The organism is Pseudohaliea rubra DSM 19751 (genome assembly GCF_000764025.1).
Taxonomy (GTDB): domain Bacteria; phylum Pseudomonadota; class Gammaproteobacteria; order Pseudomonadales; family Halieaceae; genus Pseudohaliea; species Pseudohaliea rubra.
On sequence record NZ_KN234767.1, the window covers coordinates 36441 to 62570 of the forward strand.

General features: G+C 60.6%; 21 protein-coding genes and 1 pseudogene. 13 read left to right on the forward strand and 9 right to left on the reverse strand.

Translation table 11 applies throughout. The features are described from left to right. Entirely contained in the window at window positions 1–1059 is a 1059-nt protein-coding gene (gene acsF, locus HRUBRA_RS09485) for a magnesium-protoporphyrin IX monomethyl ester (oxidative) cyclase (protein WP_035516590.1), read from the reverse strand. Between the two features lie 207 nt (window positions 1060–1266). Here acsF and HRUBRA_RS09490 point away from each other — a divergent pair, with 207 nt between their 5' ends. Then, on the forward strand, window positions 1267–1737 hold the full coding sequence (locus HRUBRA_RS09490) for a BLUF domain-containing protein (protein WP_052094606.1): 471 nt from the start codon (window positions 1267–1269) through the stop codon (window positions 1735–1737). A gap of 60 nt (window positions 1738–1797) precedes the next feature. Here the strand turns inward: HRUBRA_RS09490 and HRUBRA_RS09495 are convergent, their stop codons facing one another. The 3 genes from HRUBRA_RS09495 to HRUBRA_RS09505 form a co-directional block, all read right to left on the reverse strand. Then, on the reverse strand, window positions 1798–2442 hold the full coding sequence (locus HRUBRA_RS09495) for a DUF4136 domain-containing protein (RefSeq protein ID WP_052094607.1): 645 nt from the start codon (window positions 2440–2442) through the stop codon (window positions 1798–1800). Window positions 2443–2518: 76 nt separating this feature from the next. Beyond that, entirely contained in the window at window positions 2519–3559 is a 1041-nt protein-coding gene (locus HRUBRA_RS09500) for a DUF3080 family protein (RefSeq protein WP_201771578.1), read from the reverse strand. A gap of 4 nt (window positions 3560–3563) precedes the next feature. After that, complete coding sequence (locus HRUBRA_RS09505; RefSeq protein ID WP_035516592.1) at window positions 3564–4193, reverse strand: glutathione S-transferase family protein; 630 nt, start codon at window positions 4191–4193, stop codon at window positions 3564–3566. A gap of 125 nt (window positions 4194–4318) precedes the next feature. Between HRUBRA_RS09505 and HRUBRA_RS09510 the strand changes: the two genes are divergently transcribed. Further along, window positions 4319–4768, forward strand: a complete 450-nt coding sequence (locus HRUBRA_RS09510; RefSeq protein WP_052094609.1) for a c-type cytochrome — start codon at window positions 4319–4321, stop codon at window positions 4766–4768. A 713-nt stretch (window positions 4769–5481) separates the two neighbouring features. Here HRUBRA_RS09510 and HRUBRA_RS09520 read toward each other — a convergent pair. The 3 genes from HRUBRA_RS09520 to HRUBRA_RS09530 form a co-directional block, all read right to left on the reverse strand. After that, entirely contained in the window at window positions 5482–6003 is a 522-nt protein-coding gene (locus HRUBRA_RS09520; protein ID WP_035516597.1) for a hypothetical protein, read from the reverse strand. Beyond that, entirely contained in the window at window positions 5990–6277 is a 288-nt protein-coding gene (locus tag HRUBRA_RS09525; RefSeq protein ID WP_035516598.1) for a type II toxin-antitoxin system TacA family antitoxin, read from the reverse strand. Before HRUBRA_RS09525 ends, HRUBRA_RS09520 begins: the two co-directional genes overlap by 14 nt. Before the next feature lie 238 nt (window positions 6278–6515). Continuing rightward, window positions 6516–8504, reverse strand: a complete 1989-nt coding sequence (locus HRUBRA_RS09530) for a UvrD-helicase domain-containing protein (protein WP_035516599.1) — start codon at window positions 8502–8504, stop codon at window positions 6516–6518. A 133-nt stretch (window positions 8505–8637) separates the two neighbouring features. On the opposite strand from HRUBRA_RS09530, the gene HRUBRA_RS09535 reads away from it, so the two are divergent. Then, a complete protein-coding gene (locus HRUBRA_RS09535; RefSeq protein WP_052094610.1) occupies window positions 8638–9369 on the forward strand; it encodes a response regulator transcription factor in 732 nt (243 codons plus the stop codon). Next, entirely contained in the window at window positions 9351–12020 is a 2670-nt protein-coding gene (locus HRUBRA_RS09540; protein ID WP_084592574.1) for a response regulator, read from the forward strand. The genes HRUBRA_RS09535 and HRUBRA_RS09540 overlap by 19 nt, the downstream gene beginning before the upstream one ends. Window positions 12021–12078: 58 nt before the next feature. On the opposite strand, the gene HRUBRA_RS09545 is transcribed toward HRUBRA_RS09540, so the two are convergent. Continuing rightward, window positions 12079–12876, reverse strand: coding sequence for an EAL domain-containing protein (locus HRUBRA_RS09545; RefSeq protein WP_052094611.1), 798 nt, complete (start codon window positions 12874–12876; stop codon window positions 12079–12081). A 512-nt stretch (window positions 12877–13388) separates the two neighbouring features. On the opposite strand from HRUBRA_RS09545, the gene HRUBRA_RS15165 reads away from it, so the two are divergent. The 9 genes and pseudogenes from HRUBRA_RS15165 (at window position 13389) to HRUBRA_RS14725 (ending at window position 25773) form a co-directional block, all read left to right on the forward strand. Continuing rightward, the gene (locus HRUBRA_RS15165) at window positions 13389–15506 is read left to right on the forward strand and encodes a choice-of-anchor U domain-containing protein (RefSeq protein ID WP_144244437.1); all 2118 of its coding nucleotides are present in this window, start codon (window positions 13389–13391) and stop codon (window positions 15504–15506) included. Window positions 15507–15627: 121 nt separating this feature from the next. Continuing rightward, a complete protein-coding gene (locus tag HRUBRA_RS09555; protein ID WP_035516605.1) occupies window positions 15628–16266 on the forward strand; it encodes a hypothetical protein in 639 nt (212 codons plus the stop codon). Between the two features lie 208 nt (window positions 16267–16474). After that, complete coding sequence (locus HRUBRA_RS09560) at window positions 16475–16900, forward strand: DUF4402 domain-containing protein (protein WP_035516606.1); 426 nt, start codon at window positions 16475–16477, stop codon at window positions 16898–16900. 82 nt (window positions 16901–16982) lie between these two features. Next, the gene (locus tag HRUBRA_RS15170; protein ID WP_144244439.1) at window positions 16983–17633 is read left to right on the forward strand and encodes a hypothetical protein; all 651 of its coding nucleotides are present in this window, start codon (window positions 16983–16985) and stop codon (window positions 17631–17633) included. Between the two features lie 406 nt (window positions 17634–18039). Further along, on the forward strand, window positions 18040–18903 hold the full coding sequence (locus HRUBRA_RS15175; RefSeq protein ID WP_144244440.1) for a hypothetical protein: 864 nt from the start codon (window positions 18040–18042) through the stop codon (window positions 18901–18903). After that, a complete protein-coding gene (locus tag HRUBRA_RS15180; RefSeq protein ID WP_144244441.1) occupies window positions 18900–21632 on the forward strand; it encodes a hypothetical protein in 2733 nt (910 codons plus the stop codon). The genes HRUBRA_RS15175 and HRUBRA_RS15180 overlap by 4 nt, the downstream gene beginning before the upstream one ends. Then, window positions 21622–22191: a hypothetical protein gene (locus HRUBRA_RS15185; protein WP_144244442.1), complete on the forward strand. Its 570-nt coding sequence runs from the start codon at window positions 21622–21624 to the stop codon at window positions 22189–22191. The genes HRUBRA_RS15180 and HRUBRA_RS15185 overlap by 11 nt, the downstream gene beginning before the upstream one ends. A 422-nt stretch (window positions 22192–22613) precedes the next feature. After that, window positions 22614–25028 (forward strand): annotated as a pseudogene (locus HRUBRA_RS09565) (sulfotransferase). A gap of 148 nt (window positions 25029–25176) precedes the next feature. Then, window positions 25177–25773, forward strand: coding sequence for a hypothetical protein (locus HRUBRA_RS14725; RefSeq protein WP_144244443.1), 597 nt, complete (start codon window positions 25177–25179; stop codon window positions 25771–25773). Window positions 25774–25835: 62 nt separating this feature from the next. Here HRUBRA_RS14725 and HRUBRA_RS09580 read toward each other — a convergent pair. Continuing rightward, window positions 25836–26130 (reverse strand): magnesium chelatase subunit ChlI family protein (locus HRUBRA_RS09580; RefSeq protein WP_035516611.1); only part of this gene is annotated, 295 nt, incomplete at its 5' end.

Here is a 26130-nt window from a genome sequence, read left to right on the forward strand (position 1 = left end):
CTACCAGGCCGGTGCCATGCGCACCTGCTCCGGCAGCTCGTTCGACTTTACCGGCATGAGATAGAGGCGTGCGAAGATGGCACCGCCGCGCAGGGCCAGCCAGCCCCGCTGCAGCCGGCTGAAGACACCGCCCCGTGCCTTGGCCGCCTGGGTGGCGATGTTGATATCCCGCAGGCGCTCGAGGCCGCGGCGGAAGGCCGGGTTGTCTGTATCGAGCGTGAGCGGGAAGATCTGCTTGCTGATCTCCGTGGTGATGTCGAAGACCTTGTAATCGAACTCTGTCGGGTCCATGCCCAGGGCCCGGTACAGCTGGGGCCGGGTGTGGTCGCGCACGTACATGGTGGAGTAGACCGCGAGCAGGAAGAAGCGGATCCACAGCTTGTTGACGCCGCGGGTGAGGTGGGGATTCGCACGCATGATCAGGGCGAAGGCCTCGCCATGGCGGAACTCGTCGTTGCACCACTCCATGAACCATTTGAAGATGGGGTGAAAGCGATGCTCCGGGTGCCGCTCCAGGTGTCTGTAGATGGTGATATAACGCGCGTAGCCGATTTTCTCGGAGAGATAAGTCGCGTAGAAAATGTATTTCGGCTTGAAGAAGGTATAGGCCTTTTCGCGCTTGAGGAAGCCGAGGTCTACGGCAACGCCGAGGTTCTTGAGAGATTTGTTGATAAAGCCGGCGTGGCGGGACTCGTCCCGGGCCATATAGCCCATGAGGTCGGCGATATCCTTGTTGTTCACATGCTTCTGGATTTCCTGATAGAGCACGCAACCGGAGTACTCGGAGGTGACCGAGGTGGTGAGGAAATCCAGGAACTCGTCGTGGAGTTCTTCGGGGATATTCACGTCCTCGAAGGTGATCTCCTTGCGGAAATGAGGACGGTTTTCATCGCGCTCGAATTCGGCCATCATCTCGTCCCATTCGCGACGGACGGGAGAGATATCCAGCCGATCCATGGCATCGTAGTCGGTGCGGTAAAAGCGGGGTGAGAGCAGGGTTTCCTGCGTCGCTTTTTCTGTGGTGGCGGAGATGCCGGTGGCGGCGATGGTCTGACTCATGGCTTGGGATCCTCGTCAATTTCACGCGCGGTGCCCTGCGGGGAGCAATGCGAATCACTCCCAGAAGCATGGGCCAGCGGCGCGAAACTGTCAACTAAGTTTGACATTATACATGTAAAGTATAGGTGACTATACTAAGGGCCTCAAGTGAACTGCCCGCGAGCGGCGGTCGGCCGGCTCTCCTGTCGGCCCCAGGGAGGGAAGGTTATGCCAGATGGTTCCGAAAGCGTTCGTCGCCGCGAAAACGGGGGCCAGCCCACGTTGTACCACATCGGCTACGTCAGTACCCAGCGTAGGCCCATGCCGGCCGATGAGCTCCTGCAACTGCTGGAGAGTGCACGGGCCTACAACGGGGCCCGGGATGTCACCGGCGTGCTGCTGCACCGCGACAATTCCTTTTTCCAGGTGCTTGAGGGCACCGAGAGCGATGTGCGCGCGATCTTCAGCCGCGTCAACAGTGACCCGCGGCACGAGCGGCTGGAGGTGCTCTTTGATGAGCCCGCGCAGGAACGCGAGTTCGCCGACTGGCGCATGGGCTTTCTCGAGCTCGACGGTGTGGATGTGACAGCGGTCGAGGGCGTCTCCGACTTTCTCACCCGCGACCTCGACCCCCGGGAGCTGTTCACCCGCCTCTCCCGGGCCAAGCGCCTGATGCTGCTGTTCCGGCAGATGTGCTAGCGCCTGCCGCGCGGTGGCCCGCCCCGGCAGGCTGCTGCGCTGGCTTCCCGTCGGCCGCTTCTAATCGGCCGTTGAAAGACCCTGCAGCGGTGGGAAGGCGGCCAGGATGCGCGCCGCGGCCGTATCGTATTTGTCCTGATCGCGCTGCGGCTCGCCCTTCAATCTTGAGCTGGTGACGCTGCGCCAGACCGATTTCTTCATGCCCGGGTCGATCATGTCTACGACAAAAGTGCCCAGCGTATAGTGGCGAACGGTGGTCTGCGTGCGGGTCGGCATGCAGGACCAGCAGCTGTACAGGGCATAGCGGTTGTAGGGCCCCCAGCCTGCGCCGTACATGCCGCTGTAGACAGGCGTTTCGTAGGTGCGTACATCCGTTTTCTCTTCCGTGGCCAGGTGCCAGCTCAGGAGCAGGTCTGCCTTCGCCGGATCATCGACGACGGTGATGCCCTTCGCCTCCAGGGCCCGCCGGAGCGCAAGATCGACACGATCGATGGTCATGTCCGAGAGGCTGAGCGGGTTCTCGCCGCTGACATGGCCTGAGTCCCGGTACCAGGCGATCGTATCGACGGTGTTGAAATCGTAACCGGGATTGAAGTCGACCATGGGTTCTGGCGGCCCGCTGGCACAGGCGGCAAGGAGGGCGGTACAGAAAAGCGCGAGCAGCGCGTTGGTGCGGCGGCTTGCGGAGCGGGTGCTGTCACTCATGGCGGGCGTCCTTCTCTTGTCGTGGCCTAATGGTACCACCGCCGCGCGGCGCCTGGCGCGTCCGCCCGTGCCGCTGTCAGGCCGGCGCCAGGCCCGGGCCACCGGGACAGTCAGCGAGCAGCTTGAGAATGGCCTCGACATGCTGCCGCGGCGCGCCGGCCGCCGCCAGGGCAGTATCCCGCTGACGGCGCCAGGTTGCGTAATTCGGCGGCAACGCGGCTGCCAGCCGACCTTCGAGGGCCTGCAGGGGCGGCAGCAGCTGCTGTCGCCGACGGTCTACGGCGGCGGACCAGGGCTGCACCTCGCCGACAAAGAACTTCCGCACCACGGTGCGCAGCACGTCCACCTCACCGGGCACCAGCCCGCCGGGGCAAAGAGGACCGGCTGCTCCGCGCCTTGCCAGCACCGTGTCGGCGCGTGCCAGTACCTCCTGCTGCAGGGTGAGCGCGGCCAGCAGCGCCCCGCCGTCACCGCGGGCGATGGTGGACAGGAGCAGCTCAAAGGCCTGGTTGTCGGCCCGGTAGTCACCCGCCAGCCAGCGCGCGGCGAGCGCATCAAGGGTAAGCAGCGCACTGACGGGCTCGCTGCTCGTTGCTTCCGGGTAATTGCCCAGGCCCGCCGGTGCACGCCAGAAGTCCCGGAATTCCTCGCTCCCGAGCGTGGCGTTGTAGATGCGCACCGGTAGCTGCTCGCGCTTGGTCGCCACTGCCCGGTCGAGAGTCTCTGCCAGCTCGTCGCGGCCATCCTCGCGTAGCCGGTCACTGCAGGCAGGCGCAAGGCGCAGGAACTCCAGCTCCAGCAGTAGACGCTGGGACGGTGCGGCGAGGCGACCCAGGCTGCTGTTGCGCTTGCCGACGGTGACCTGAAGCGCACAGCCGCGCAGGGCGAGGAAGTCGAGGGCATCGATGCTATCTGCGGCAACCTCGAACTGTAGCGCGGCAACACGCGGCGGCAGCGGCGGGGCCGTGTTGTCCGCAGCCGGTGCCGGCGTGTCGAGGGCACCCGCGAGGCGGCTGAGGTACCGCTCGAGTGCGTCCCCGGGCCCCCGGCTGCAGCCGCCCGGGCCCGCAAGGAGGACGGCGGCGAGGGCGAGGGTTGTCAGCGCGCGGCGGGGCAGGGGCCTAGCCCGTGATGCCGAGGGCCTCGCGGGTGCGGGCCTGCCAGCTGTGCAGGTGCGCGCAGCTTTCGGGAACGGACTCCTTGATCCAGCCGGCGAATTCCATTGCCACGAGGAGGTCGATGTCGGCCAGGGTCACGCTGTTGCCCACCAGAAAGTCGCGTCCGGCCAGGGTCCTGTCGAGGGCGGGCCAGCTTTGGGCGAGCCGCGAGCGGCCACGCTCGCAGAGAGCCGGTATCTGCGTGACCTTGAAGGGGCCCGGGAGCGCCCGGTCCTCAAAGGCGGGGGTGCCGTTGCGCAGGGTCTCGGCAATCGCCATGAAAACACTCAGGAACAGGTGGTGGTCCCACGACAGGACCTGGGCGCGGGCCAGGGGCCCATCGCCGAACAGCGGCTTCTCCGGGTGCAGCGCCTCGAGGTAGTCGCAGATACCGATGACCTCGGTCATGACGGTGCCGCCATCGAGCACGAGGGCCGGGACCGTGCCGGCGGGATTGATGGCGCGGAAGCTCTCGCCCAGCTGTTCCCCTTTCATGAGGTCGATCTGAGTGGTCTCGAGCTCAATACCTTTATAGGCCAGGAACAGGGTCAGCCGCCGGGGGTTCGGGGCCGGGTCATAGGTGTACAGGTGCATGTGGTGACTCCCACGGTGACTGGGTCGGGCGCGTAGCGTAGCAGCCCCTGCGGGCCCTGTCCCGCGAGTTTCCGGCCGGCGGCCGAGTAGCTATAATGCGCGCCGACCAATAGGGAGGACACACCGTGTTGAAAAAGATTCTTGTGGCGGCCGCGGCCGGCGGCCTGGCCCTGTCGGCCCTGGCCGTTGACCTCACCGATGAGCAGCGTGCCGAGATCGCCAAGCGCCTGGAGCCCGTCGGCTCCCTGTGCCTCCAGGGCGATAGCAGCTGCGTCAAGCAGGCCGGCGGTGCCGCTGCAGCGGGCGGCGGCGATGCGATGGCGGCGGCCGTCGATGGCGAGGCCGTCTACAACGAGGCCTGCATGGCCTGCCATACAACGGGCGCTGGCGGTGCGCCGATGATCGGCGATGCCGGCCAGTGGGCGCCCCGGATCGAGAAGGGCATGGACGCGCTGCACAACAGCGGTATCAACGGTGTCGCCGGCACGGCCATGATGGCCAAGGGCGGCCGGGCGGACCTGTCCGACGAGCAGGTCGTCGCGGCCGTCGACTACATGGTTGAGAACAGCCAGTAGACCGACGAGGTTCCCCGGGGCCCGGATGCAGCCATGATGGCCGCGCGGTCAGCGGCCCTCCAGGGCTTCAGAAGCCTTCAGGTTGCCGGGTTGTGCCAGCAGAGCAGGCGGGCGGCGTCGGCCTTGATGTCGGGCGCTTCAACCCCGTGGGTGACGGGCGTCGGAGCGAGCTTCAGGAACGTCTGCGGAGAGCCGGTGACGCTCAGCTACAGCAACGTCAGCGAGGCGTGCGGAGAGCTTAAGTTCGGCAGGGACACAGCAGGCGACGGCAGCGTGTTGGCTGATGGCGAAGAGGTCATCACGGCGGCCTGTTCCAATCAGTGCCGCTAATCAGCTGAATAACGCCTGCAGCGAGGCCAGGGTCTCCTGGCCTCGCTCTCCATTGCCGCTATAGGCCCCCCGACGCCTCGAGCTGCTCTTTACTGTGGCGGGTCTTCGCTAGCTGAAGCGCACCATATGCTTGATATCGTCGCCCTTGAAACTGAGCAGCGTGGCATTCTTCCGCGTCGGCGCAAGCATGACGTCGAACGGCTCTTCGCGGATTCCGGGTCCGCGGTGCCGAAGTAGCTCTCGCCCGAATTCAGCACCGATAGCCGCTGGCAATCCCGGCAGGGCGAATGCGCCAGGGACAGGCCGCCGCGGCCGATGCCCTGCGCGTCCACGTCCCCGGTTGTCCAGCCGACGTGCGGTGTAAAATGTTCTGGGAAGGGTGGTTACAGCGTCTCCAGGGAGGCCATGGGCACGAACAGTTTCATCGGGTTGTCCGTCAGTGGCAGGAAGAAGTCGAAAGACTGGTAGAAGTCCAGTGCGTCCTGGTCTAGTACATCAAGAACCACGCCCATGGCGGGCAAGCCCTTCGGGTTGCTGGCAATCTGGTAGGCATGCCTGAGCGCAGTAACCAGTGTTTTTGCGCCCAGGCCTTGCCGATGGACCCGCCGGCCGATGCCCAGTTGCGCCAGCAGGATGACAGGAACGGGATAGCGAGGCAGGCGTGACGGGTCTGGCAGCTCCTCGCGCACTAATGTCTGATGGGCCAGGGTGTAGTACGCGGCTACGTTGGGCTTTCCTGTACTGTCTTCGGCGGTGTAGGGAAGTACAAAGGTCCGATTCAGGTTCAGCGCCATGTTCTTCGCCGCATAGCGGCGAAGATATACGTTGATGGCTTCCTTGCCGCAATCAAATGTTCTGACATTGACCGTGCGTGGATCCAGTGGCAAAAACTCAACGGTCGGCATTCAGCACGAGGCCTTCCTGGTCAAGGGCTTGTGCTGCCTTACGCAGCTTGTCAGTTGGCGTTGGCGGATTGTCACAGGCTTCGCAAAAAGCGTCGAACTGCGCGTTGGTCAATTGCATGCTGCTGTAGGCTTCCAGAACCTCGGGCGCATGTTGCTTCACCAGCTGGGTGACATAAGCCTTGATGCTGGTTAAGCCCGACGCACGCGCGGCGCGCTCGGCCAGTACATAGGTTTCTTCATCCCACTGCATTTCATAACGCAAGACTTTGGGCATGGTTAGCTCCGATATTTTTCTACGGAATAAATCCGTAATTGCATGAATTATTACGGGGTTTATCCGTAGAAGCAAGAAGGGTGTTCAGGGGGTTATTGGGGGGACTCGGGGCTGCTGGCCCTGTTGGCGGGCCTGCTTGGCTTCGTCGGCCTGCGTCGTCTTCCGCGAGCCCGGTCGCTTTGAACCGTTAGGCCCCCGGTGATCCGGGGGTGCCTCAGCTCCTTATTGCTCGCCGGCGTCAGTCAAACAGCGCCTGCAGCGAGGCCAGGGTCTCCTGGCCTCGCTCGCTGTTCTTTTCTTTATCCGCCTCGGTGCCGCCAATACGCTCGAGGTCATCCTGCGGCAGTTCGTCGAGGAAGCGGCTCGGTGTGCTGTCGATCTTCTCCCCGTACTGGCGCCGCTGACGGGCCCAGGTCAAAGTCAGCGTTTCCCGGGCGCGGGTGATGCCCACGTAGGCCAGGCGGCGCTCCTCCTCGATGGCGCCGTCATCGAGGCTGTTGCGGTGCGGCAGCAGCCCCTCTTCCATGCCGATGAGAAACACGTGGGGGAACTCCAGCCCCTTGGCGGCGTGCAGGGTCATGAGTTGTACCGAGCTCTCGCTGGCGCGCTCTTCCTCCTGCTGTTCCATCAGGTCGCGGAGCAGGAGCTGTGCCACCGCGTCTTCCAGGGAGCAGTTTTCCCGGCGCATGAGTGAACCCAGGCTCTCTACCAGGAACCACACATTGCGCATGCGGCGCTCCGCCACGGTCTCGTCGGAGCTCTGCTTGAGCAGCCAGTCCTCGTAGCGGATCTCCCGCAGCAGATCGCGCAGGGCATCGGTGCCGCCGCTCTCGCGGGCCGCGCGGCGGGTGCGTGCGAGGAGGGCGGTGAACTGGCGCAGCCGCTCCGCCGTGGCCGTGGGCACCGCGGCACCGTCACAGGCCCGGGCCAGGCTGGTGCCCCCTGCGGTGGCCGCCTGCCCGAGTGCGGCGAGGGTCGTTGCACCCAGGCCCCGGCGCGGCGTATTGGCGGCGCGCAGGAAGGCGTTGTCGTCGTCCGGGTTGATGAGCAGGCGCAGGTAGGCCATGACGTCCTTGATCTCGTTGCGGGCGAAGAAGGACGTACCGCCGCTCAGCTGGTAGGGCACCTGCTGGCGCTGCAGCACCAGCTCCAGGAGCCGGGCCTGGTGGTTGCTGCGGTAAAGGATGGCGTAGTTACCCCAGCGGGTGCGCTTGCGCAGGTTGTGGTCAACGATCTCCGCTACCACCTGCTCCGCCTCCGCGTCCTCGTCGGCGCACTGCATCACGCGCAGCGGCTCCCCGGGGCCCAGGTCGCTCCAGAGTGACTTCTCGTGCAGGTGCGGGTTGTTCGCGATGAGGGTATTGGCCGCGTGCAGGATGCGCGTGCGCGAGCGGTAGTTCTGCTCGAGCTTGATCACCCGCAGCGCCGGAAAGTCCTGCCCCAGCTGGCCGAGGTTTTCCGGCCGGGCGCCGCGCCAGGCGTAGATGGACTGGTCGTCGTCGCCCACGGCGGTGAGCGCGCCGCGGGGGTCCACGAGCTGGCGCACCAGCAGGTACTGCGCCTCGTTGGTGTCCTGGTACTCGTCCACGAGCAGGTAGTGCACCTGTTCCTGCCAGCGCTGCCGCGTCTCCGGGCAGCGCCCGAGGAGGGCCGTGGGCAGGCAGAGGAGGTCGTCGAAATCCACGGCGTTGAAGGTGCGCAGGGCCTCGTCGTAGCGCTCGTAGGCGCGCGCCGCCAGCAGGGCGGTGGCGTCCTCCGCGGCACTGGCGGCCGCGGCCGGTGCAAGGCCGGCGTTCTTCCACTGGCTGATGCGCTGCATGATCACCGGCGCAGGGTCTGCCGCGCGAGCCTGTTCACCGGCCAGGAGGTCCCGGAGCAGCGCCAGGCTGTCGAGGTTGTCCATAATGGAAAAGCCGCGGCGCAGCCCCGCCTTGCCGAGCTCCGCGCGCAGGATGCGCAGGCCCAGCTGGTGGAAGGTGCTGATGGCCAGGCCCTCGGCCTGTTCCCGGGGCAGCAGCCGCCCCAGGCGCTCGCGCATCTCCCGGGCGGCCTTGTTGGTGAAGGTCACTGCTGCGACCCGGTCTGGCCGGAGACCGCACTCGCGCACCAGGTAGGCCACCTTGCGGGTGATCACGCTGGTCTTGCCGCTGCCGGCGCCGGCGAGGACGAGGAGCGGGCCGTCGATGTAGCGGACGGCGTCGCGTTGGGGGGGGTTGAGGTCATTCATCGCGTTGGTGTGTTTCAGCTGAAGAATGTGACGACGCGCACAGGTGTTGAATAGCTGACGCTCTGTTAATGGCCTGTTAATTCCGAGTCCGGACTTGACTTGTTAAACTTTTAAAGAAATGAGAGGAAGTGTCATGACGTCAGACAGCCCGCTCAAAACCGGCACGATCGGGGGCAACCCCGGTACTACGGTGCTGATCGTCGAGGACGACTTCGCCAACAAATACCTTTGCGAAGCTCTGCTTCGCGATGCGGGGTTCCGCGTAACCTCGGTAAGTAACTGCACTGAGGCCAAGCGCATTCTACGCCGCTTCCGCTTCAGTGTCGTGCTGCTGGATCTTGGTCTCCCGGATGGCGACGGGATGGAGTTGCTCCCCGAGCTGCGCCCGAGCCAGGCAGCCCTGATCATGACCGTGCGCGGCGAGCCGGAGCAGCGCGCCAGGGGCCTGCGCTCCGGGGCGGTGGATTACATCGTCAAACCCTTTCATCCGGACGAGTTAATCTGGCGCGTAGAGCGGGCGAGAGTCTATCCGGACCCCAGACGCCTCGGGACGGCGGATCATATTCTGTGGCGTGGCTTCGCGCTCCATCCTGAGCACCGGGAATTTCATGCGCCCGGGGGGGGGGTTATTCGCCTCACGGCGGGCGAGACAGAAATCCTCGGCAGGCTGCTTCGACGCAACACCGTGGTGGCCCGTGAGGTCCTCGCCGACGCTGTCTCAAGCGGCTACGGCAGCGGCCGTTCCGTATCAGTGCTTGTTTCCCGGCTTCGTCGCAAATTGCGGGCCACCACTGGCTTCGAGCACATCGAGATCCTGGCTATCCAGGGCAGCGGGTATCATATTCAATGGACGGGGTCACAATGATCCACGTCCTGCTTCTGCTAGCGCTTCTGGCCGGCTTTCTGTCGGCGGGGCCCGACGCGAAGGCGGAACCCGCACGGTATTACGCCGCCGATTATCTGCACGATATCGAGGGCGGGCAGACGGTGGCTGAAGCGATCGCCGGAGCCGGTCGCGCATGGCGTTCCGGCACTGCCCCCTCCGGGCACCTGGAGGGGGCTCTCTGGGTTCGTTATAGGGCGGCAGCGCTTGCCGATGAGGCTCCGGTCGTCGTCACGATGGGAGACTGGTGGGTAGATTCAGTGAGCGCCTATCTTGTTGGCTCATCGGGCGGGGTGGTCCGGCGGCTGGCGGCGGTTGCCGAGCCCGGCTTCTACACGCCCCACGCCTTTCGCCTGCCGACTGACCTCGCACCCGGGACACAGCTGGTTTTCCGCCTCGCGTCGGAAACCGCCATAAGGCCGCAGCTGTCTTCCTTTTCTCCGACAGCTTTCGTCAAGCTGCTGGAACAGCGCCGTCTCCTGGCTGTGGGCGCACTCGGTGGCATGGGGGTCTGTGCTCTGTTTCTCGCGATCGCGGCGATAGTGCTTCGGGCCCCATCGGCCGCCTGGCTCGCCCTGGCGACGGTCGGTTTGCAAGCCTACGTCATACTTGATGCCGGCGCCCTGCCGGGCAGCTGGCTGGTGCAGCTGCATGGTGATTTTGCTGTATGGAACCCGCTTTACATGCTGCCCGTTGTCATCGCCATGCTGGGTATGCTGAGAACCGCGTTCCCCCTTGCGCAGCACTACCCGTGGCTGGAGCGTGTGTGTCTGGGCGGGCAGGGGCTGCTGATTACCTGCTGGGTCGCTGGCCTGGCCGGCGGAGGGCGATGGCTGCTGGTGATCACCAACGTGTCGGTGCTCGGTGTGTTGCTTGTCATTCTGCTGACTTTCGCTCTGTTGATTAAGCGGGGGCAAAAATGGGCTGGCCTGGGCCTGTGTTCCGCCCTGCCACTCGGCCTTGTGGCGCTTCTGCGCAGCCCTCTGCTCTTCACTGAGCGCTCGGTAGGCGGCTGGGACCAGGTGCAGCAGCTGCTGCCCTTTGCCACCGTACTGCTATGCATAGCCCTGCTTTTGAGCCGCTTTTTGACAGAGATCGACGAGCGGCGGCGTATCGGCCGGGATCTCGCCAGTGTTGAAGCTGACGCCCGGCGGAAGCTTGAGCGAGAGGTGCGTCGCCGGACCCTGGAGGCGGAGCGAGCCCGCCTGGCGGCAGAGAAACTGGCGCGCGTGAAGGATCGTTTCATGGTGGCCGTCTCGCATGACCTGCGCACGCCGCTGGCGACCATCGTCGGTGTTGTTGAGCTTCTCGAATCGGGCGCCGATGACCTGAGTGCGGACCGGCAGCGCGGCATGCTGCGGCGCGCTTCGCGATACATCCTCGATGTGATCGAGGATCTGACCCTCTACGAGCGCCTTAAGTCAGGCTCTCAGCGCCCGTCTTCTAACCAGTTTTCACTGGTTGGGATTGCCGAGGATATCGAGGGTCTCCTGGGCGAAAGGGCGGCCGATAACGGCGTGCTACTGTCGATCGACATACCGCCGGGGCTGCCTGACGTCGTATGCGACCGGCGCTACGTATCGCGGATACTGGTCAACCTGACGACGAATGCGTTGGCAGCGACGTCTTCCGGTGGGGCAGTGCAGTTGGATCTTGCTTTGCGACAGGGCGAAACGGGCCGGGAACTCATGATGACTGTGGCCGACGCGGGCCGTGGGCTTGCCCCGGAGGCGCTAGCCGCCCTTCGTAGTGGGGATGTCGCAGGCTACGGGTTCACGGTAGTGGGTGACCTGGTCAACGCGCTTCAGGGCAGGCTGTCAGTCGACAGTGAGCTGGGCAAGGGGACAACCGTCATCGTTACCATACCGGTAGAAATAGCCACGGCTAGCGAGGACTTGGACCCCGCGAATGCGCTGCTCGAGGTCCAGCGTGTACTGCTGGTGGAGGATGTGCCGGAAAACCAGTTGATCGGCTCTGCGATGCTGCGTTCCTTCGGGCTGCAGGTCGTAGCCGTCGCATCGTTACGGGAGACGCGGGAGGCGCTTGCCGAGGGAAGCTATGACGTGCTGCTGCTCGACCGCCAGCTCCCGGACGGCGACGGGCTGGCCGCACTCGAGGAGCTGCGCGCGCTTTGCCGCAGCCGCTTTTACTACCCGCGCTGCGTACTCGTCACGGCGGATTCCAGCGCCGAGGCGCGGGACAGCGCGCTGAACAACGGCTTCGACTCCCTGCTCTTGAAGCCATACACGCTGCGGCAGCTACGTGATGCGCTCGCTGGTGGCTCCGGCCGCCTCCCTGACGTGCCCGCGGTAGGCCACCGTAACTACCTCGACCTGCTCGCTCCAGAGCAGCGGAGGCAGGTGCTGCAGGGCTTCAAGGCAACAGCGGGCGAGGTGCAGGACGCGCTGCGGCTTGCGCTCAAGTATGATGACGTCGAGCTTGCCCTGTCGGCCAGTCACCGCCTTGTGGGCAGCGCTTCTGCCGCGGCCCGCGAGCGGCTTGCTGAGCAGGCACGTGCGGTAAATGACCACCTGAGGCGCGATCATCGCCTCGACCGTCACGGCCTGGAACAATTGCTGTATAGGCTGGCCGCCAGCGTGGAGGGGGTGGCGGTCGAACAGGCAGCTCTCTGACGCCGCGCTGCACGCAGCAGGGGGCCAGCACCCTGGGCGTCCCGTCCTGACCGAGCCGTTATCGCAACAGTCGGCCTTTGCGAAAGGGCGTCGGCCTTGAAAAATAAAAGCCCTGGAAGCTCCGGCAGCCATGCTTTGCGAGTAAGTTCAGCTGCGCCCGAGTTTCAATGCCTTCCGCTGTTACGGACAGGCCGAGCTCTATCGCCAGCTCCAGCATCGCGGCGATCACCGCGTAATTTTTGTCGCAATAGCCCGCCTGCGCCACGAAGGATCGGTCGATCTTGATGCCATCGATGGGCAGCTGGACGAGATGCGTGAGAGATGAATAGCCGGTGCCGAAATCATCCAGGATGATCCGGAAGCCGAACTCGCGCAGCAGGTTGAGACCCGCCGTGACCGCAGTGGGGTTGTCGGCGATTGCCGTTTCCGTGACCTCGAGCTTGCAGCGCTCCCGGGGCAGCCGGCTTTGGGCCAGCAGCTCCGCGAAGCGGGGGATGAAGTCTGGCTCCGTGAACTGAACAGGGCTCAGGTTGATCGCAACCGTGGAGTCCTGACCGAGGTGCTCGAGCAGCCCAGCCTCGCAATCCCGTGCTACCCGGGAGAGGAGCCCGAAGCCGAGCGGATGTATGAGGCCCGTTGCCTCGGCCCAGGGGATGAACCGGTCGGGCCCCAGGGTTCCCCGCCGCGGGCATTCCCAGCGCAGCAGGGCCTCTGCTCCGAGCACCCGGCCGCGCTCATCGTGTTCGGTCTGGTACCAGGGGCGAAATTCGCCGTGGAGCAGCGCAGCTTCTAGGTCGCCCGACCGGGTAGGGCTTGCTGCCGTAGCTCTGGGGATATCGCCAACGGCGTTGTCCATGCTAGTACCGACCATCAAGGATGCCCAGAGTGTGGCGGCAGCGGTTTAACCGGTGGTCAACATTACGTTGCAACGCAGATAACTCGAGTGAGGCTAGCTTTTCTCTTGTGACGCAAATCACAAAATGACCAGGGAAGCGCGTGGGACCTTACCGCTGTATGAGAGTCGGGCTCACTGCGGGAGGTGCATGTATGAGGGGCCGCCTTTCGTTGGCTTTTTTCCACCTTGATGAAGTCCAGTTCAGCGCCGTAATCCCCTGCTCAGTCGGCAAGAGGCCTCGAGACGAGCTTTTGGTCGATTGTCCCGGCGGACCTTGCTCGGGGAGCCATGCCGCTGCGCTACGCTCAGGCCCTCAGGCTGCGGGCAGCCGGATAGCGCTGCTTGGACAACGTCGTGCGGAAAAATTCAGATTGTTAGGCGGCTCTTCATCCCCTGTTAACTCTCTGTTAAGAGTCTTCCGGTGAAATACCCGTCCCGAAACTATCCCCACATCCGGATTGGAGAATCAACAGATGGTAATTGGCACATTGTCATTCGCAACCAAACGGGGCCGGCTGCGCCAAACCTGCGGGGTATTGTTGGTTGCGGGCTTATGGGGCATAGCTAGCCCATCGCAGGCGGGCTGTCCAGCGACACAAGCGCCAGAGGGATCTGGAACCTCCACCGATCCATATCTAATCCAAACAGTTAATAATCTTTACTGGATGTCTGAAGTAGGGGACGGATTCGGTTCCGGGCAGTTGTCTGATGCGAGTACCTCGGCGGTTTATTTGAAGCAAACTCAAGACATTGATGCCGCATCAATCAACGAATGTCCCGATCCTTGGAATTCCCCTCAGCTAAAAGGCATTTACGATGGGGATGGTCATCGGATTTCAAATTTGACGGCATATAAAAATGGCAACGCATTGGGCCTTTTCGGAACTCTTTTGATCGCGAGTGATGCGGGCATCAAGAATTTGGTCCTCGAAAATTTTACAGTTGGAGATGAGGATGCTCGGGACGTGGGGGGGATTGTATCCAGTGTCGCATATGCTACCGGCGCATCGGACCCATCAGAGCGAGCTCTCAGTTTCTCAAGGCTTAAATTAATTTCTTCAACGCTTAAGACTACGGACTTTAGCGGCAAGATTGGTGGGATTATCTCGTATCTCGGCCCGCCTCCCACTGGCTCTGGAATCAGTGTGGAAGTTACACTGGAGGAGCTTGCCGTTGTTGATACCACGATGGAGACAACCAGCTCTGGAACTCCCGCTGTGGGCGGACTGGTGGGCAACGTTCAAGGCCTGCAAGACTTTACGCTAAAAAATGCTTATGTCGATGCAAGCCTGATAGCCAATTCTAGTGGCAATGCAACCAGAACAGGTGGGCTAATAGGTTGGCTCGATGGCGATGCTACCGATCCAAATGTTCCGAGTGGTGATGTAGAAAAGAGTTATGCGGTTCTGCGGGATGGAGTTGGCTCGAACACTCGACCTAGCAGCATTGCGTTATTCGGGTCATTTTCGACTTCAGACTCCGACATGGATTTGACGTTTCAGCATCTTTATCTGGAGAGTGCCGACGAGGATGTAGGCGATACCTCTGGCTTAACGTATGCCAGCACCAGAGTCAGTGCAGCTGATCTTTTGGATGATGCCACATTCAGTGGGTTTGATTTTACAGCCTCTGGTCCTTGGCGCATTAATTCTGCCGTCAATGACGGCGCACCCTACCTCAGCTGGGAGTTTCCTGATCCTGAGGTTACGGTCGACACTTCACCTGTCCCACCTGGCGCTGGAATCTCTGTCACTCCGAGCGATAACCCAATCACCGTTGTATTGGGACAAACGCAATCTTTGGATATCACCGTCAACCCGGGTTATGCCCTCCAGATTGACCCGGCATCCACCTGCGCAGGCAGTTTGACCGGAAGCACTTACCAGACGGAAGCACTCACCGAAGACTGCACCGTCAAGATCAATGCCTTCAATCATGGCGATGCGTTTGTTGATGGTTCGGTAGAAGTAGAAGACGCGGCGCCGAACAGTGGCGATGGCAACAATGATGGTGTGGACGATGCCGACCAGGTCGAGGTGGCATCCGTTCTGTTGGATTCTGATTCCGGCTCGGCTGTATATGCAACGGTCGAATCCCTTGGTGGCCGCCCGCTCGTCGAGGTCTCGACTAGTTCGATTGACACCGACAACTTCGCTTCTTTGCCCGGTCTTCCCGAGGGTTCTGAGGCGGTGCTGGGTATGCTCGAGTTCAAAGCTCTACAGGTAGCAAATGGGGGCACAGAGACCTTCAAGGTCACCGTGCACTCCGACGCCGCATTGGAGGGTGTCTTGAAATGGAATAGGGTTGCCGACCAATGGGACTCGATTGGTACGGTGAGTGGGCAATCTGTCACCTTCTACATCACAGATGGTGGACCATACGACCGCCACGGTTCAGCCGATGGCGAAATCCTTGACCCCATTGTCCCGCTGACGTCGGTCTCGACCTCCGGAGGCGCCAGCGGTACTGCCAGCGGTGACGCGTTGGCGGTGCCGACCACCTCGCGCTCTTTACTGGCGCTGATGGCGGCTTTGATGCTGGGGTTGGTATTCCTGCAAAGGGCCGCCCGTCATCAACAACAACGGCTTTAATCACGCTCAGCTGGTTGACTCAAGCCCGGGCCGCCAATGGCCGGTTGTTTGGGCTGTGTCTGCATTGTATGACCCATTCGTTTGAGAGCGCACTGTTTCAAGCGAATTAAGGAGGATTCTCATGATGAGGAATAGAACAATTCGAAACATCGCCTTTCTTTTCGCCATAGGATGGGGCGGGACCGCACAGTTCGCGACGGCGCAGACGGTGCCTGGTGGCGATTTTGACCGCCCTACCTTTATTGATCTGGAGATCCAGGAAGCTGTATCGATAGCGTGTGATGAAAGACTGGATTTCGGTGTGCTAGCGATTGCGCCCACTCGGGCAAGCGCCGCAACGATTACGCTTGCCCCCGTATCGGGCGCTGAATCAAAGACTACGGAAGGATCAATATCCGGAGGAAGTCCAATCGCGTGTGTTATCTCGGGCGCCCCGGGTGACAACCACGTCCAGGTCGCGGCGAACGGCGTAGTGTTCGAGGGGCCAGACACCCCAATATCCCCGACGTTCTCAGGGGACGTTTTTTTTTCTGGCAGTAGTGCTGGCGATAGTAACGTGATCATCCAATTGACTCACAGTGGTTCAGCATTCGATGGCACCAGCAGCAGCAATTTCGTATTGCAGGGGGATGGAACTGGGACTGTTTTCATTGGCGGGGAGGTAACGGTTCCGGCAGAGCTTGGCGCTAACGACATCGGGGTATTAGAGGGCTTTGTGGGTTTGGCGATAGATATCTTTGAAACGACCGCGAGCAATTAACGGTCAATTCTCGGCAGATCTGTCGATTCGTTGAGAGGTAACCGGTCTTACGGCCGCAAAGGGTGATCCAACAGTGAAATGTAGACGTGACATTCAGGCTAGGCTCGGGGCCTTAGTCTTGCTAGCCCTTGCCTTTCCCCAGGTCGTGGTGGGCCAAACAGCCAGCGATTCTGCGTCAGCCTCGGTGACACTGGAGCAAGGGGTCAGTGTGTCCTGCACGGACTTAAGCTTTGGAACCATTACATTCGGAGACATGACTGAGACAAGCGTGACGGTGGCGGTAGATCCGGACACAGCCGAGGTGACTGCGTCGGGAGCCGCTAGCGTCAGCTTAAGCGGAGGCGCGCCAGCCGAATGCACGGTCACTGGTTCGTCAGCCGGGTCCGTGCAGGTGTTTATCGACGGCGCTATCGTTGGAGGTGCAACTTCGATCATTGTGCCAATGGCTGGATCGGGGCCGGAGCAATCTCTCGAAGCCGTGGCATTCGCGTTGGATGGTTTCAACCCAGTCGGCGTGTCAGGCGGCACTGCTTCTTTTTTTATTGGTGCTGAAGTTGCGATCCCCAGCGGTCTCACGGCCGACGATCTTGGTGCGTACTCCGGAACCATGAACGTTAGCGTCCAGGAGCAGTAGGCAGTTTTCTGCATTTTGCCCTGAGCGTCATGTTTTTCGTGGTGCGGTGTCCGTCAGGCAGCGTCAAAGAAAAACTTCAAACGTGGACCATGTGATCAAACTTATTATGAAACCAATATCGAGAGCGGTTTTTCTTGCGGGTGCTTTTATATCGAGCTCATTATCAGCACAGACAACGACGCACACATCTCAACTGGAGGTCACGATTGGGATCATGGGTGCAGTCAGTGCTAGCTGCACCAAGGCAGTAAACTTTGGCGTCCTCCGCCTCCAGCACGACGTGCTCGGTGGCATTGAGTTGCCAGCGAGTGGAGTGATCCGACTAGGCCCCAATGGCTTGGAGCTGAATGGAGCCACTGGTATCAGTGAGGTTCACCCAGGCCATCTGGGTGAGTGTACGGTGCTTGGAGTTCCAGAGAACCGCACATCTTTCGATTTCACTTTTAGGGCCAATAGCTCGTTCCCGTTCGATTTGGCGGGGCAGAATGGCGCTTCCGGGCTGCGGATGCCAGATAGTCCCGTGTCCGGAATTCAGGTAATAGATCTGTTTTCAATTGGTGATGGCGGAGAGAGGTCACTCGGCGACCCTGATTTCATCGCATACACGGAGGGCGATAGGTTCCCTTTTACATACAAGATTGGCGGAACATTGGTATTACCAACAAATTTCGTTCAGGAAAACATGGGTGGATACGGCGGAACAATAGAGGTTGTACTAGAAGACAATTTATAGGTAGTGCCTGCTGCAACGTGCCTACATGAGGCATAGAGCGGTTGGCGACGGGTAATTCATTACTCAGCGATTACTGACCATTCAGAGGCAACGTGAGCATGGCTCTGAGAGAGGTCTGTTCTCTTCTCTTCACGCCATACCGCAACAACAATCATCGGCCGCCACGGAAGAGGGGGGCGAGTTGGACCGGCAGCTGGATGCCTTGCGTTCCCCAGCGGAGCATCCCCTTCGGGTGGTGAAGCGCCAGTTCGGCATTACAACGCAGCGATACCGGGACCAGGCAAAAAACACGTATCGTCTGCAGGGATGGCCTGGTGTCCGCGACTACAGACAGTGTGCTGCTTGAAGTTTTCACCACCAGATCAGACGTTCCTTAGGATCTTTTCTTCCTGGAGATAAATAAGTCATGGAATGTACTCTGTTCAATAATAGTGCGCGCGGGAAAAGGTCCAAACTGAAAGAGTTGATTGGTCTCGATAAAATCAAAGCGCAAAGCCTGTTGAAAGCTTTATCATTGACTGGGGGGCTCCTTATTTTTTGCCTACCACGCTACGGGCTCGCGATCTCAGTTTCTGTCAGTGACACAGTGGTGGTTCTGGATTCGCGTCACAGGTCTGGTGAAATCCAACTGCTCAGCATGACGCCTTCTCCCGTGGAGTTCGAAATCACTCCTATTGATGTCCCTGAAGGTGCTCTTGATGGGAGCGACTATCTACGGTGGTCGCCGCCACGAGTGTTAGTTCCGGCCAATCGGGGTCGGCCGCTGCGGATGGTTTTTAGACCACCCGCGGATCTCCCCCCTGGAGAATATATTGCTCGCTTGGCGGTGAAATCTCGTCAAGTCGATTATCAACCTGATTTCGACGGGCCCGATAAAAGTACGGGGGCGGATGAAACGCGGTTCTCGGTAGGGGTGGCGATTCAGCCCGTCCTACCGCTCACAGTGTATATCCGTCATCAGATAGAGCAGCCGGAGCTGACAATTAGTGCATTTATGCCTGCGCCCAACCAGGAGAATGCTCACGGCCATTTTCTGGTCAAAAAAAATGCTGGTGACGTCAGTTTCATTGGGACAGTTTCGATGGTGGGACAGAATTCCGGTGAGATCCTATCAAAAGGCCGATTACGTATTAGCCAGACGGCGTCAGAGCGGCGCGTTCGTGTGCCGCGTCGAGAAGGCGAGGGGGTGCTTGGCGAGCCAGTCTGCCTCTACCTCTGGGATACATACCCGCCTCGCGGTCGCCCTGTCAAAGAGGTGTGTGGTGAGTGACACGCAGTTTTTCGCCAGGGTTATGTATCAAAGTATTAATTGCTGTCGCCTCCATTTCGGTGGCAAATTTAGCGTTTGCGGGTGTCTCGGCTTTAGCTGAGGACGTTGGTCACACTGATTGGTTGCTTGTAGAAACCTCGCTCAATGGTCAGCTGCTGCCAGATTTTCAAGACGCAGCAAGATTGCCCAATGGAGAGCTATTCCTGTCGGTCGAGCCGCTTATACGCGCCGCCGAAGGGCGTTTCGAGTTCTCACCGCACGAGATTATCCAGATTGGACTTGGTGTAGGCAGTTCAAATGTAGAAATTGATATCGCGGAGAAAAAACTTTTAATCGATGGTGAAGTGCGGGATTGGCGCCAGGGCGATATTGATTATCGTGACGGACAGTTGTTCATGGGAGAGCGTACACTTTCGGATTTGTTCGGACTCAGTGTCACGTTTAACGAGGGGGCAATGCGTGTTGACGTGCGGAGCGCTCGTCCGTTGCCAGCAGATGCTCGCCGGCTAAGGGAACGACGCTGGGAGCGCTTCGGTCGGGGGGGCATGGAGACCGACGTCTATTACACAAATCTTTATACCCCTTATAAACTGTGGGGCACGCCTCGGGGTAACGTGGGGGTGTCGACCAACAGTGGCGAAGGGACTTCTGGCGCAAGCAGTACGGTCGCTGGGGAGATCAATGTTGAGGCGGGTTTCCTGACTAACCAGATTTTTGTCGCCGGGAATGACCAGGATGGCGTCAGTAACCTGAGGTGGACCGGGAGGCGATTTTCTCCGGAGGGCGAAGCTTTTGGTATTCCTGGGCTATACAGCGCAGAAATCGGGGACATTTCTCCGTTGCGACTGCCACTGTTGGATAGTATTCAACGCGGCCGAGGGGTGTCTTTCAGTACCACTCCAACTTCGCGCCCCGACCTCTTTGATGTCACACGTATTGAAGGGGATGCCCTGCCCGGCTGGGACGCTGAACTATATCGAGGTAATGAACTAATTGACTTTTTGGTTGTTGGCGACGATGGGCGTTATAACTTCGATGACGTGACGCTGGGTTTTGGTGCCAACGATTTTAGAGTCATGTTGTATGGCCCTCAGGGAGAGGTCGAGGAGCGTGAAGTCAGCCAGATCATCCCCGATGGGCAAATGCTACCCGGAGAAATTCATTTGCGGGGAAGCTTCCTTCAATCGGGCCAGTCGGTCTTTGGTCGTACTAATAACGAACAATCGACAGGTGAGCAGATAGCGGTCAGAGCAGATTTCGGGCTGAGTTCAAGGCTCTCTGCGGGATTGATATTGAGCGCAAACCATTCATCAAGTTCAGAATTTAGTCAGTTATATCCCGGAGCGCCGGAGAGAGCAGGTGAGACGCAAGATTCAAGCGACCATAATATCGGTTTGATCCTCAGCCCTGCATTGAGTCGCCTGCGTAGCGAATTTGTCTTAGTTCATCAGAGCCACGGCGCGAACGCCGCAAACGTTGGGTTTGGTTTTACCGTCGCTGATACTGCGATAACAGGAAATTACAAGTTCTACGAAAAATCATTTGTTAGTGACGAGAGGTTCATAGGTGGGGAGCCTATTAGCAGTCGTCTAGAGCTGGGAGCGAGGGGGCAACTGGGGCAATTGGGGTCTTTTAGCATTGGGTCTCTAGGTTTCACCTACAGGCGGGATCAGTTATCCAAGGGTAGTATTCGGGAGGAGTATGACCTTATTTGGCGCAATAAATGGGGGGCGATGGATTTTTCCCAAAACATTAATCGCTTCCAGCGCCAAGGTGTGAAGAGGACCAACTATCGCTTGCTCGGATCGTATCGGCGTGGGGCAATGCGGAGTCGAATACAGGTGGAGTCGTTGGGGAAAGAATTTGATGATTTATTCGATAATACAAATTTCTCCGGTTCCATGGATTACAGATTTAAAAATGGCAGCACACTAAGTGGTAGTTTCCGATACAGTCTTAATGCCGGTGCTTATGCGGCAAGTTTGCGATTCAGTGATGAGCTTCCTATCGGAAGACTGAGTGCATCCGTCAGCAGCACCGACCAGGGGCAATGGGCAGCGGGGCTGTCGTTAACATTCGGGCTTGGAATAGAGGGGGAATCGCGTATATCCCTCATGCGTCCTGAGCATTCCTACCTAGGCGCGGTAGCGATCACGGCCTTTGAGGACCAAGCAATCGATGGTGAGTTTGAACCGGACGAGGATAGGGCACTGGAGAACGTTAGTTTTCTGGTAGACGGCCGTCCTTTTCCTGCGGCCACTGACGAGCATGGTCGAGTTCTAATACCGTCTCTACCGGTTGATCGACCTGTCTCGGTTGCTGTTGATCGTGGAACGCTTGACGATCCGTTCCTTACCGCCTCACGTTCACGGTTCCAGCTCCAAGCGCGGCCAGGGGTTACGCATCAGGTCGATCTGTCATTCTTGGATAGTGCGGTAGTAGCGGGCAAAGTTGAGTTAAGTGATCAGCCTGCCGCTGGAGTTCAGGTCGTAGCCCGGAAGCTTGATGGTATGGCTGTAGAGACTACACGGTCACTTAAGGACGGCTATTTTATTTTCGATTCCCTTAGCCATGGAAACTGGCAATTCGCGGTTCTCGAAGAGACGGTACCTTCCGGTCTGGAGAGTACTGCCCCTGTGCTGTCGCTCGATCCTGGGAGCGTGCATGACGGTTTAGAGATCGATATTTTTCGGGCTGTAGACGGGCAACATACGGTCGATGAAAACTAACCACTACTATTCCCCCACATCCAGCACAGCGGTGGCTGGTCTGTGGTTGTTGCTTTGTTCGATTGGTTTGATTTCAGCAGACAGCGTGTTGGGTGAAGATTGCCCCGGAGTCAACGCACAATTCAGATCGGATCTGGTCTTGGGGACGGTGCGGACGCAAGCAGGTCAATCAGGATTTTTGGAGTTACATCCGATGTATGGCATTTCGACGAGTATAGATAGTGTGGTGCATCAGGGGCCTTGGGGTGGTGCAACGTTGATGGTTTACGGACCATCTGAAGCTCGCCTTCTACTTGAATTGTCTCTACAGGAAATCTCGCAACATCACCGTGGTAGGCTCCAGTTCGCTGAGCTTATTGCCGTCGTGAACGGTGAAACGCGAAGGTTGGATCCGGCAGGGGATTTTGTCGAGTTAGAATTTCCGGAGCATAAAAGAGCTGATGGTCAGGCAGAAATCCGATTGGATATTGGTGCAGTGGTTTCTTTTCGCCACAGCAACTTCCGGGAGGAGGCTCGTTACAGTTTGACTGGGCACTGTCTATCAGTGCAGGTGGAATAGCTAAGCATAAGTTAGCATGGCGTGTTTTGTAGAGGCAAGCAGTGCGATTTTTCTGAATCGCTCCGGAATCTCCAGAAACTCCTGAGCCGTTTTATTTTTTCCTGCTTATATTTCAACAGGTGGTAGCTCGTTATTCGAGCCATGACGCCGCTGAGTGTTATGGAAAAACGCAAAGTAATTCAACGCATCAGCTCTGGCCTTATTCTGATTTGCTTAGATCTTCCGCTTGATTCGCCCCCGGCGCGTCACAGGTGGTGATTCTTCGCATTATCGGAGAACTCACGGTGTCATCCTATTTTAGCGGCTCCTTCCGCGATGAGCTGCCGGTGACACTCACCTATCAGGAACTTTGACGCGTAATGGTGACGAACGTGGAGCAAATGGATGACAACAAAACCAGTGCGCTGGCAGCGGTTGCGGCCATGCTGGGCCGAGGGGCGCTTGATGACGCAGCGGCACGGACAGATGCCTTGCTGGGGGAATACCCGCACTGCGAGCGGGTCAGAAACCTCTGCGGGGCCGTGCGGTTTCATCGCGGCGATGCAGAGGGCGCGGAGGCCTGGTTCAAGGAGGCACTGGCGATTGCACCTGACTTCCCGCCAGCCCTCAGCAACCTCGGCAACCTGCGATGGACGGCCGGGCGGTTTGCAGATGCGCTGTCTCTCTATGCGCGTGCGCTGAGTCTCGACCCTGCGTTGGGAGATGCCCGCCGGGGACTTGGTATAGCGCTTGGCATGATGAGCGGGCCCGAAGCGCTGGCATCCTTCCGTGCGCTCGAGGCGCAAGGCTCCCTTACTCCGCCCCTCCGGCTGGCCTACGCGCAGCTGCTGCGCCGCCTGGGGAGGGCCGAGGCAGCACGGCAGATGCTGGAAGCGGCGCAAGCGGCCACGCCGGGCTTTGCAGACTTTTACCTGGAGCTCGCCGCAGTCAACAAGGAGCTTGGCGATCGCGAGGCCACCGCCGCCTGGTATGAAAAGGCCGCTTCCCGCTTTCCGGGCAACCCGGGAGTCGCCCTCTCCTGCGGCAACGCCGCCCGGTCTGCCGGCGACCCGGAAGGCGCATTGGTCCACTACCGACGCGCAATGGACAGCGGCGGTGCGTCCCCCGGCCTGCTCGCGAACATGGCAACGCTTCTGCTCGATCTACGCCGGCCGTCCGAGGCTGCGGAGGCACTAGAGGAGGCGGAAGCGCTGCAGCCTGATGACCCCTATGTTCTGTCTGCCCGGGTCGATCTGGAACTGCGTCGAGGTCGCAAGGCCGACGCGGAAGGTTATCTGCGTCTGCTGATGGAGCAGGTGGCCGGTGATGATGACTGGCGGCCGGCCGTCGCCCAGTACCTCTGGGAGGTGGGGCGCCGGGACCAGGCGCGGGAGCTGCTGGAGCGCCTCCTCGAGCGGGCGCCGGAGGCCGCAGAAGCGCGGAGGCGCCTCGCGGGCCTGCTCAGTCGGGAAGGCCGCTATCACGATCTGATTGATCTGCTGGGCCCGCTACTCGATGAGGAGCCAGCGGCAGATGTCCTTATGCTTGTTTCCGTTGCCTACCAGGCACTTGATGAACCCGAGCTCGCGGAATTTTATCTACAGCGGGCTGTGGCGTATGCCGATCGGCCCGTCGCGAGCCTGGTGCAGCTGGCTGAGTTCAGCCTGAGCGTAGGGCGTGACGACGAAGCAGAGGAGTATTTGAAGGAGGCGCTGGCAAGCGACCCCATCAACGCTGAGGTGCATGCAGTTTGGGGGAACCTCCACCGATCGCGCGGGCGCGAACAGGAGGCGCTGGCAAGTTACCGGCAGGCGCTGGCGCGGAATCAGCGGCTATTCAGCACCTATACTGGCATGGCTGCCCTTGGCGATGCATGGCGGGATGAGGAAACCTGGGATCGGGTGACGCGCCTGCTGGCGGAGGAAGGCGACGCGTTGGCCCCGCTGGATCGCGCGGCACTGTGTTTTTCCCTCGCGCAGGTTCACGAGGCCAGGGGTGAGTACGCGACATCCTTTGCCCATTATCGAGAGGGTAATGATCTCGTTGCGAGGGTTTTGGACTATCGCCCCGAGGACGACGAGCGGCTGGCCACGCGCATCCGGGAACTGTTTGCCCCGGGCATCCCTGAGCAAGGTGCCACACGCGCCGGCGGCACCCCTGCACCACTGTTCATCGTCAGCATGCCCCGGTCCGGCACCACCCTCATGGAGCAGATGCTCGGCGCTCATGGCGACGTGACCCCTTGCGGAGAGCTCCCCTTCATGCGTCTAGCGCTCGCGGATAACGAGGTCGTTGATACGGGCGACCTGTCCCCGGCCGCCATGGAGCGGGTGCGCGCGAGTTATCTCAAGCGCTTGGAACGGCACGCTGTCAATACGCCCTGTTTTACCGACAAGCTGCCCGAAAACTTCCGTTTCATCGGCTGGATGCTGCTCGCATTTCCCGAGGCGCGCATCATTCACACGAAGCGGGACCCGGTAGCGGTCTGCTGATCGATCTACAAGCGCCGCTTCAGCGGTGTGGCGCTGCCTTGGGGGTACCGGCTGGAGGATCTTGCGAGCTATTACCGCCTCTATGAGTCTATGATGGCCTTCTGGGAACAGCGCTGTCCCGAGCGCCTGCTAACCGTTGACTACGAGGCTCTCGTGGAAGCGCCGCGGGAAACCATGCAGCGCGTGCACGAGTTTGCCGGCCTGAGCTGGAACGAAGCCTGCCTAGATTTTCATAAAAGTGGGCGCGCCGTTCGCACCGCGAGCGCTACGCAGGTCCGCCGGCCGCTGTACCAGGGCAGCTCGGAGGCTTGGCGACGTTTTGAACACCATCTGACCCCCCTGCTGGTGGACCTTGGGCTGCTTTGAAAGCCCGGGGGCGGAGTGAATCGCCTGCATGGCAGGGCCTCCGGAGCGCTTCTGATGTACCCGCAGCACCGCGCCTGCGGCATGCTGTGCTTACAGCCATGCCAGCTTCCTTTTGGCTGTTCTTGCCAGTGTCCCGGGGAGAGCTATCATGTCCACCATGGCGTCCGATTCACTCAGGTATGCCCGCCGGCTGCGAGAGGCGGGGGTGCCTGAACCTCAGGCGGATGCGCAGGCGGAACTCATGGCAGAAGCATTCGGCTTTTACGCGTACAACATCCTGACGAAAGACCATTTCGAGGCAGTGCTGGATGCACGTTTCGCCCGGCAGGATGCGAAGTTCGAGGGGCGTTTTAACCAACTTGAAGGTCGCCTTGCCGAATTTGAAGGTCGTTTTGCCGAGCTTGATGGGCGCTTTGTCGAAGTTGAAGGGCGTTTTGCCGAGCTTGAGGCAAAGTTCGAGAAATGTTTTGCGGAACAGGACGCAAAGTTTGAAAGCCGTTTCGGTGCATTCGAGGCCAAGTTCGAAAGACGCTTGGTGGAGCAGGAGGCAAAGTTCGAAGGGCGCCTTGGCGAACTCGAGGCCGGCTTCAATGAGCGCCTGGCCGCGCAGGGCGCCCGTATGGAAGGGCGTTTTGCGGCCCTGGAGAAAGGCCAGTCCCTGCACACCTGGATGCTCGGGCTCATCATCATCACCCTGGTCGTGCCGCAGCTACAGGCCTGGCTGGCGGCAGCGGCGCTTCTCTAAAAAGGCCCGCACAGGGTCCGGCGGCAGCTGCGGGGCGGCATAACGCCTCTCCCCTCGGCCGTTCAATGCCGGTAACTCAGCGCCTCCACCAGCTGCGCCCGCCCGGGCGCCGGCACCCCGGCAAGGTCCGCCAGCGTCAGCGCCACGCGCAGGCAGCGCTTGAGCGCCCGCGGTGACAGGCCGAGGCGTTCCGTGGCCTGGGCGAGGAGCTCGCGGTTGCCGTCGTCGAGGGGGCAGTAGTGGGCCAGGGCCTCGTCGGAAAGCGCTGCGTTGCAGTGGCCCTGGCGCGCGCGCTGCCGGTTCCGTGCCGCGAGGACGCGTTCGCGCACCGGCGCGCTGGCCTCGCCGCGGGCGTCC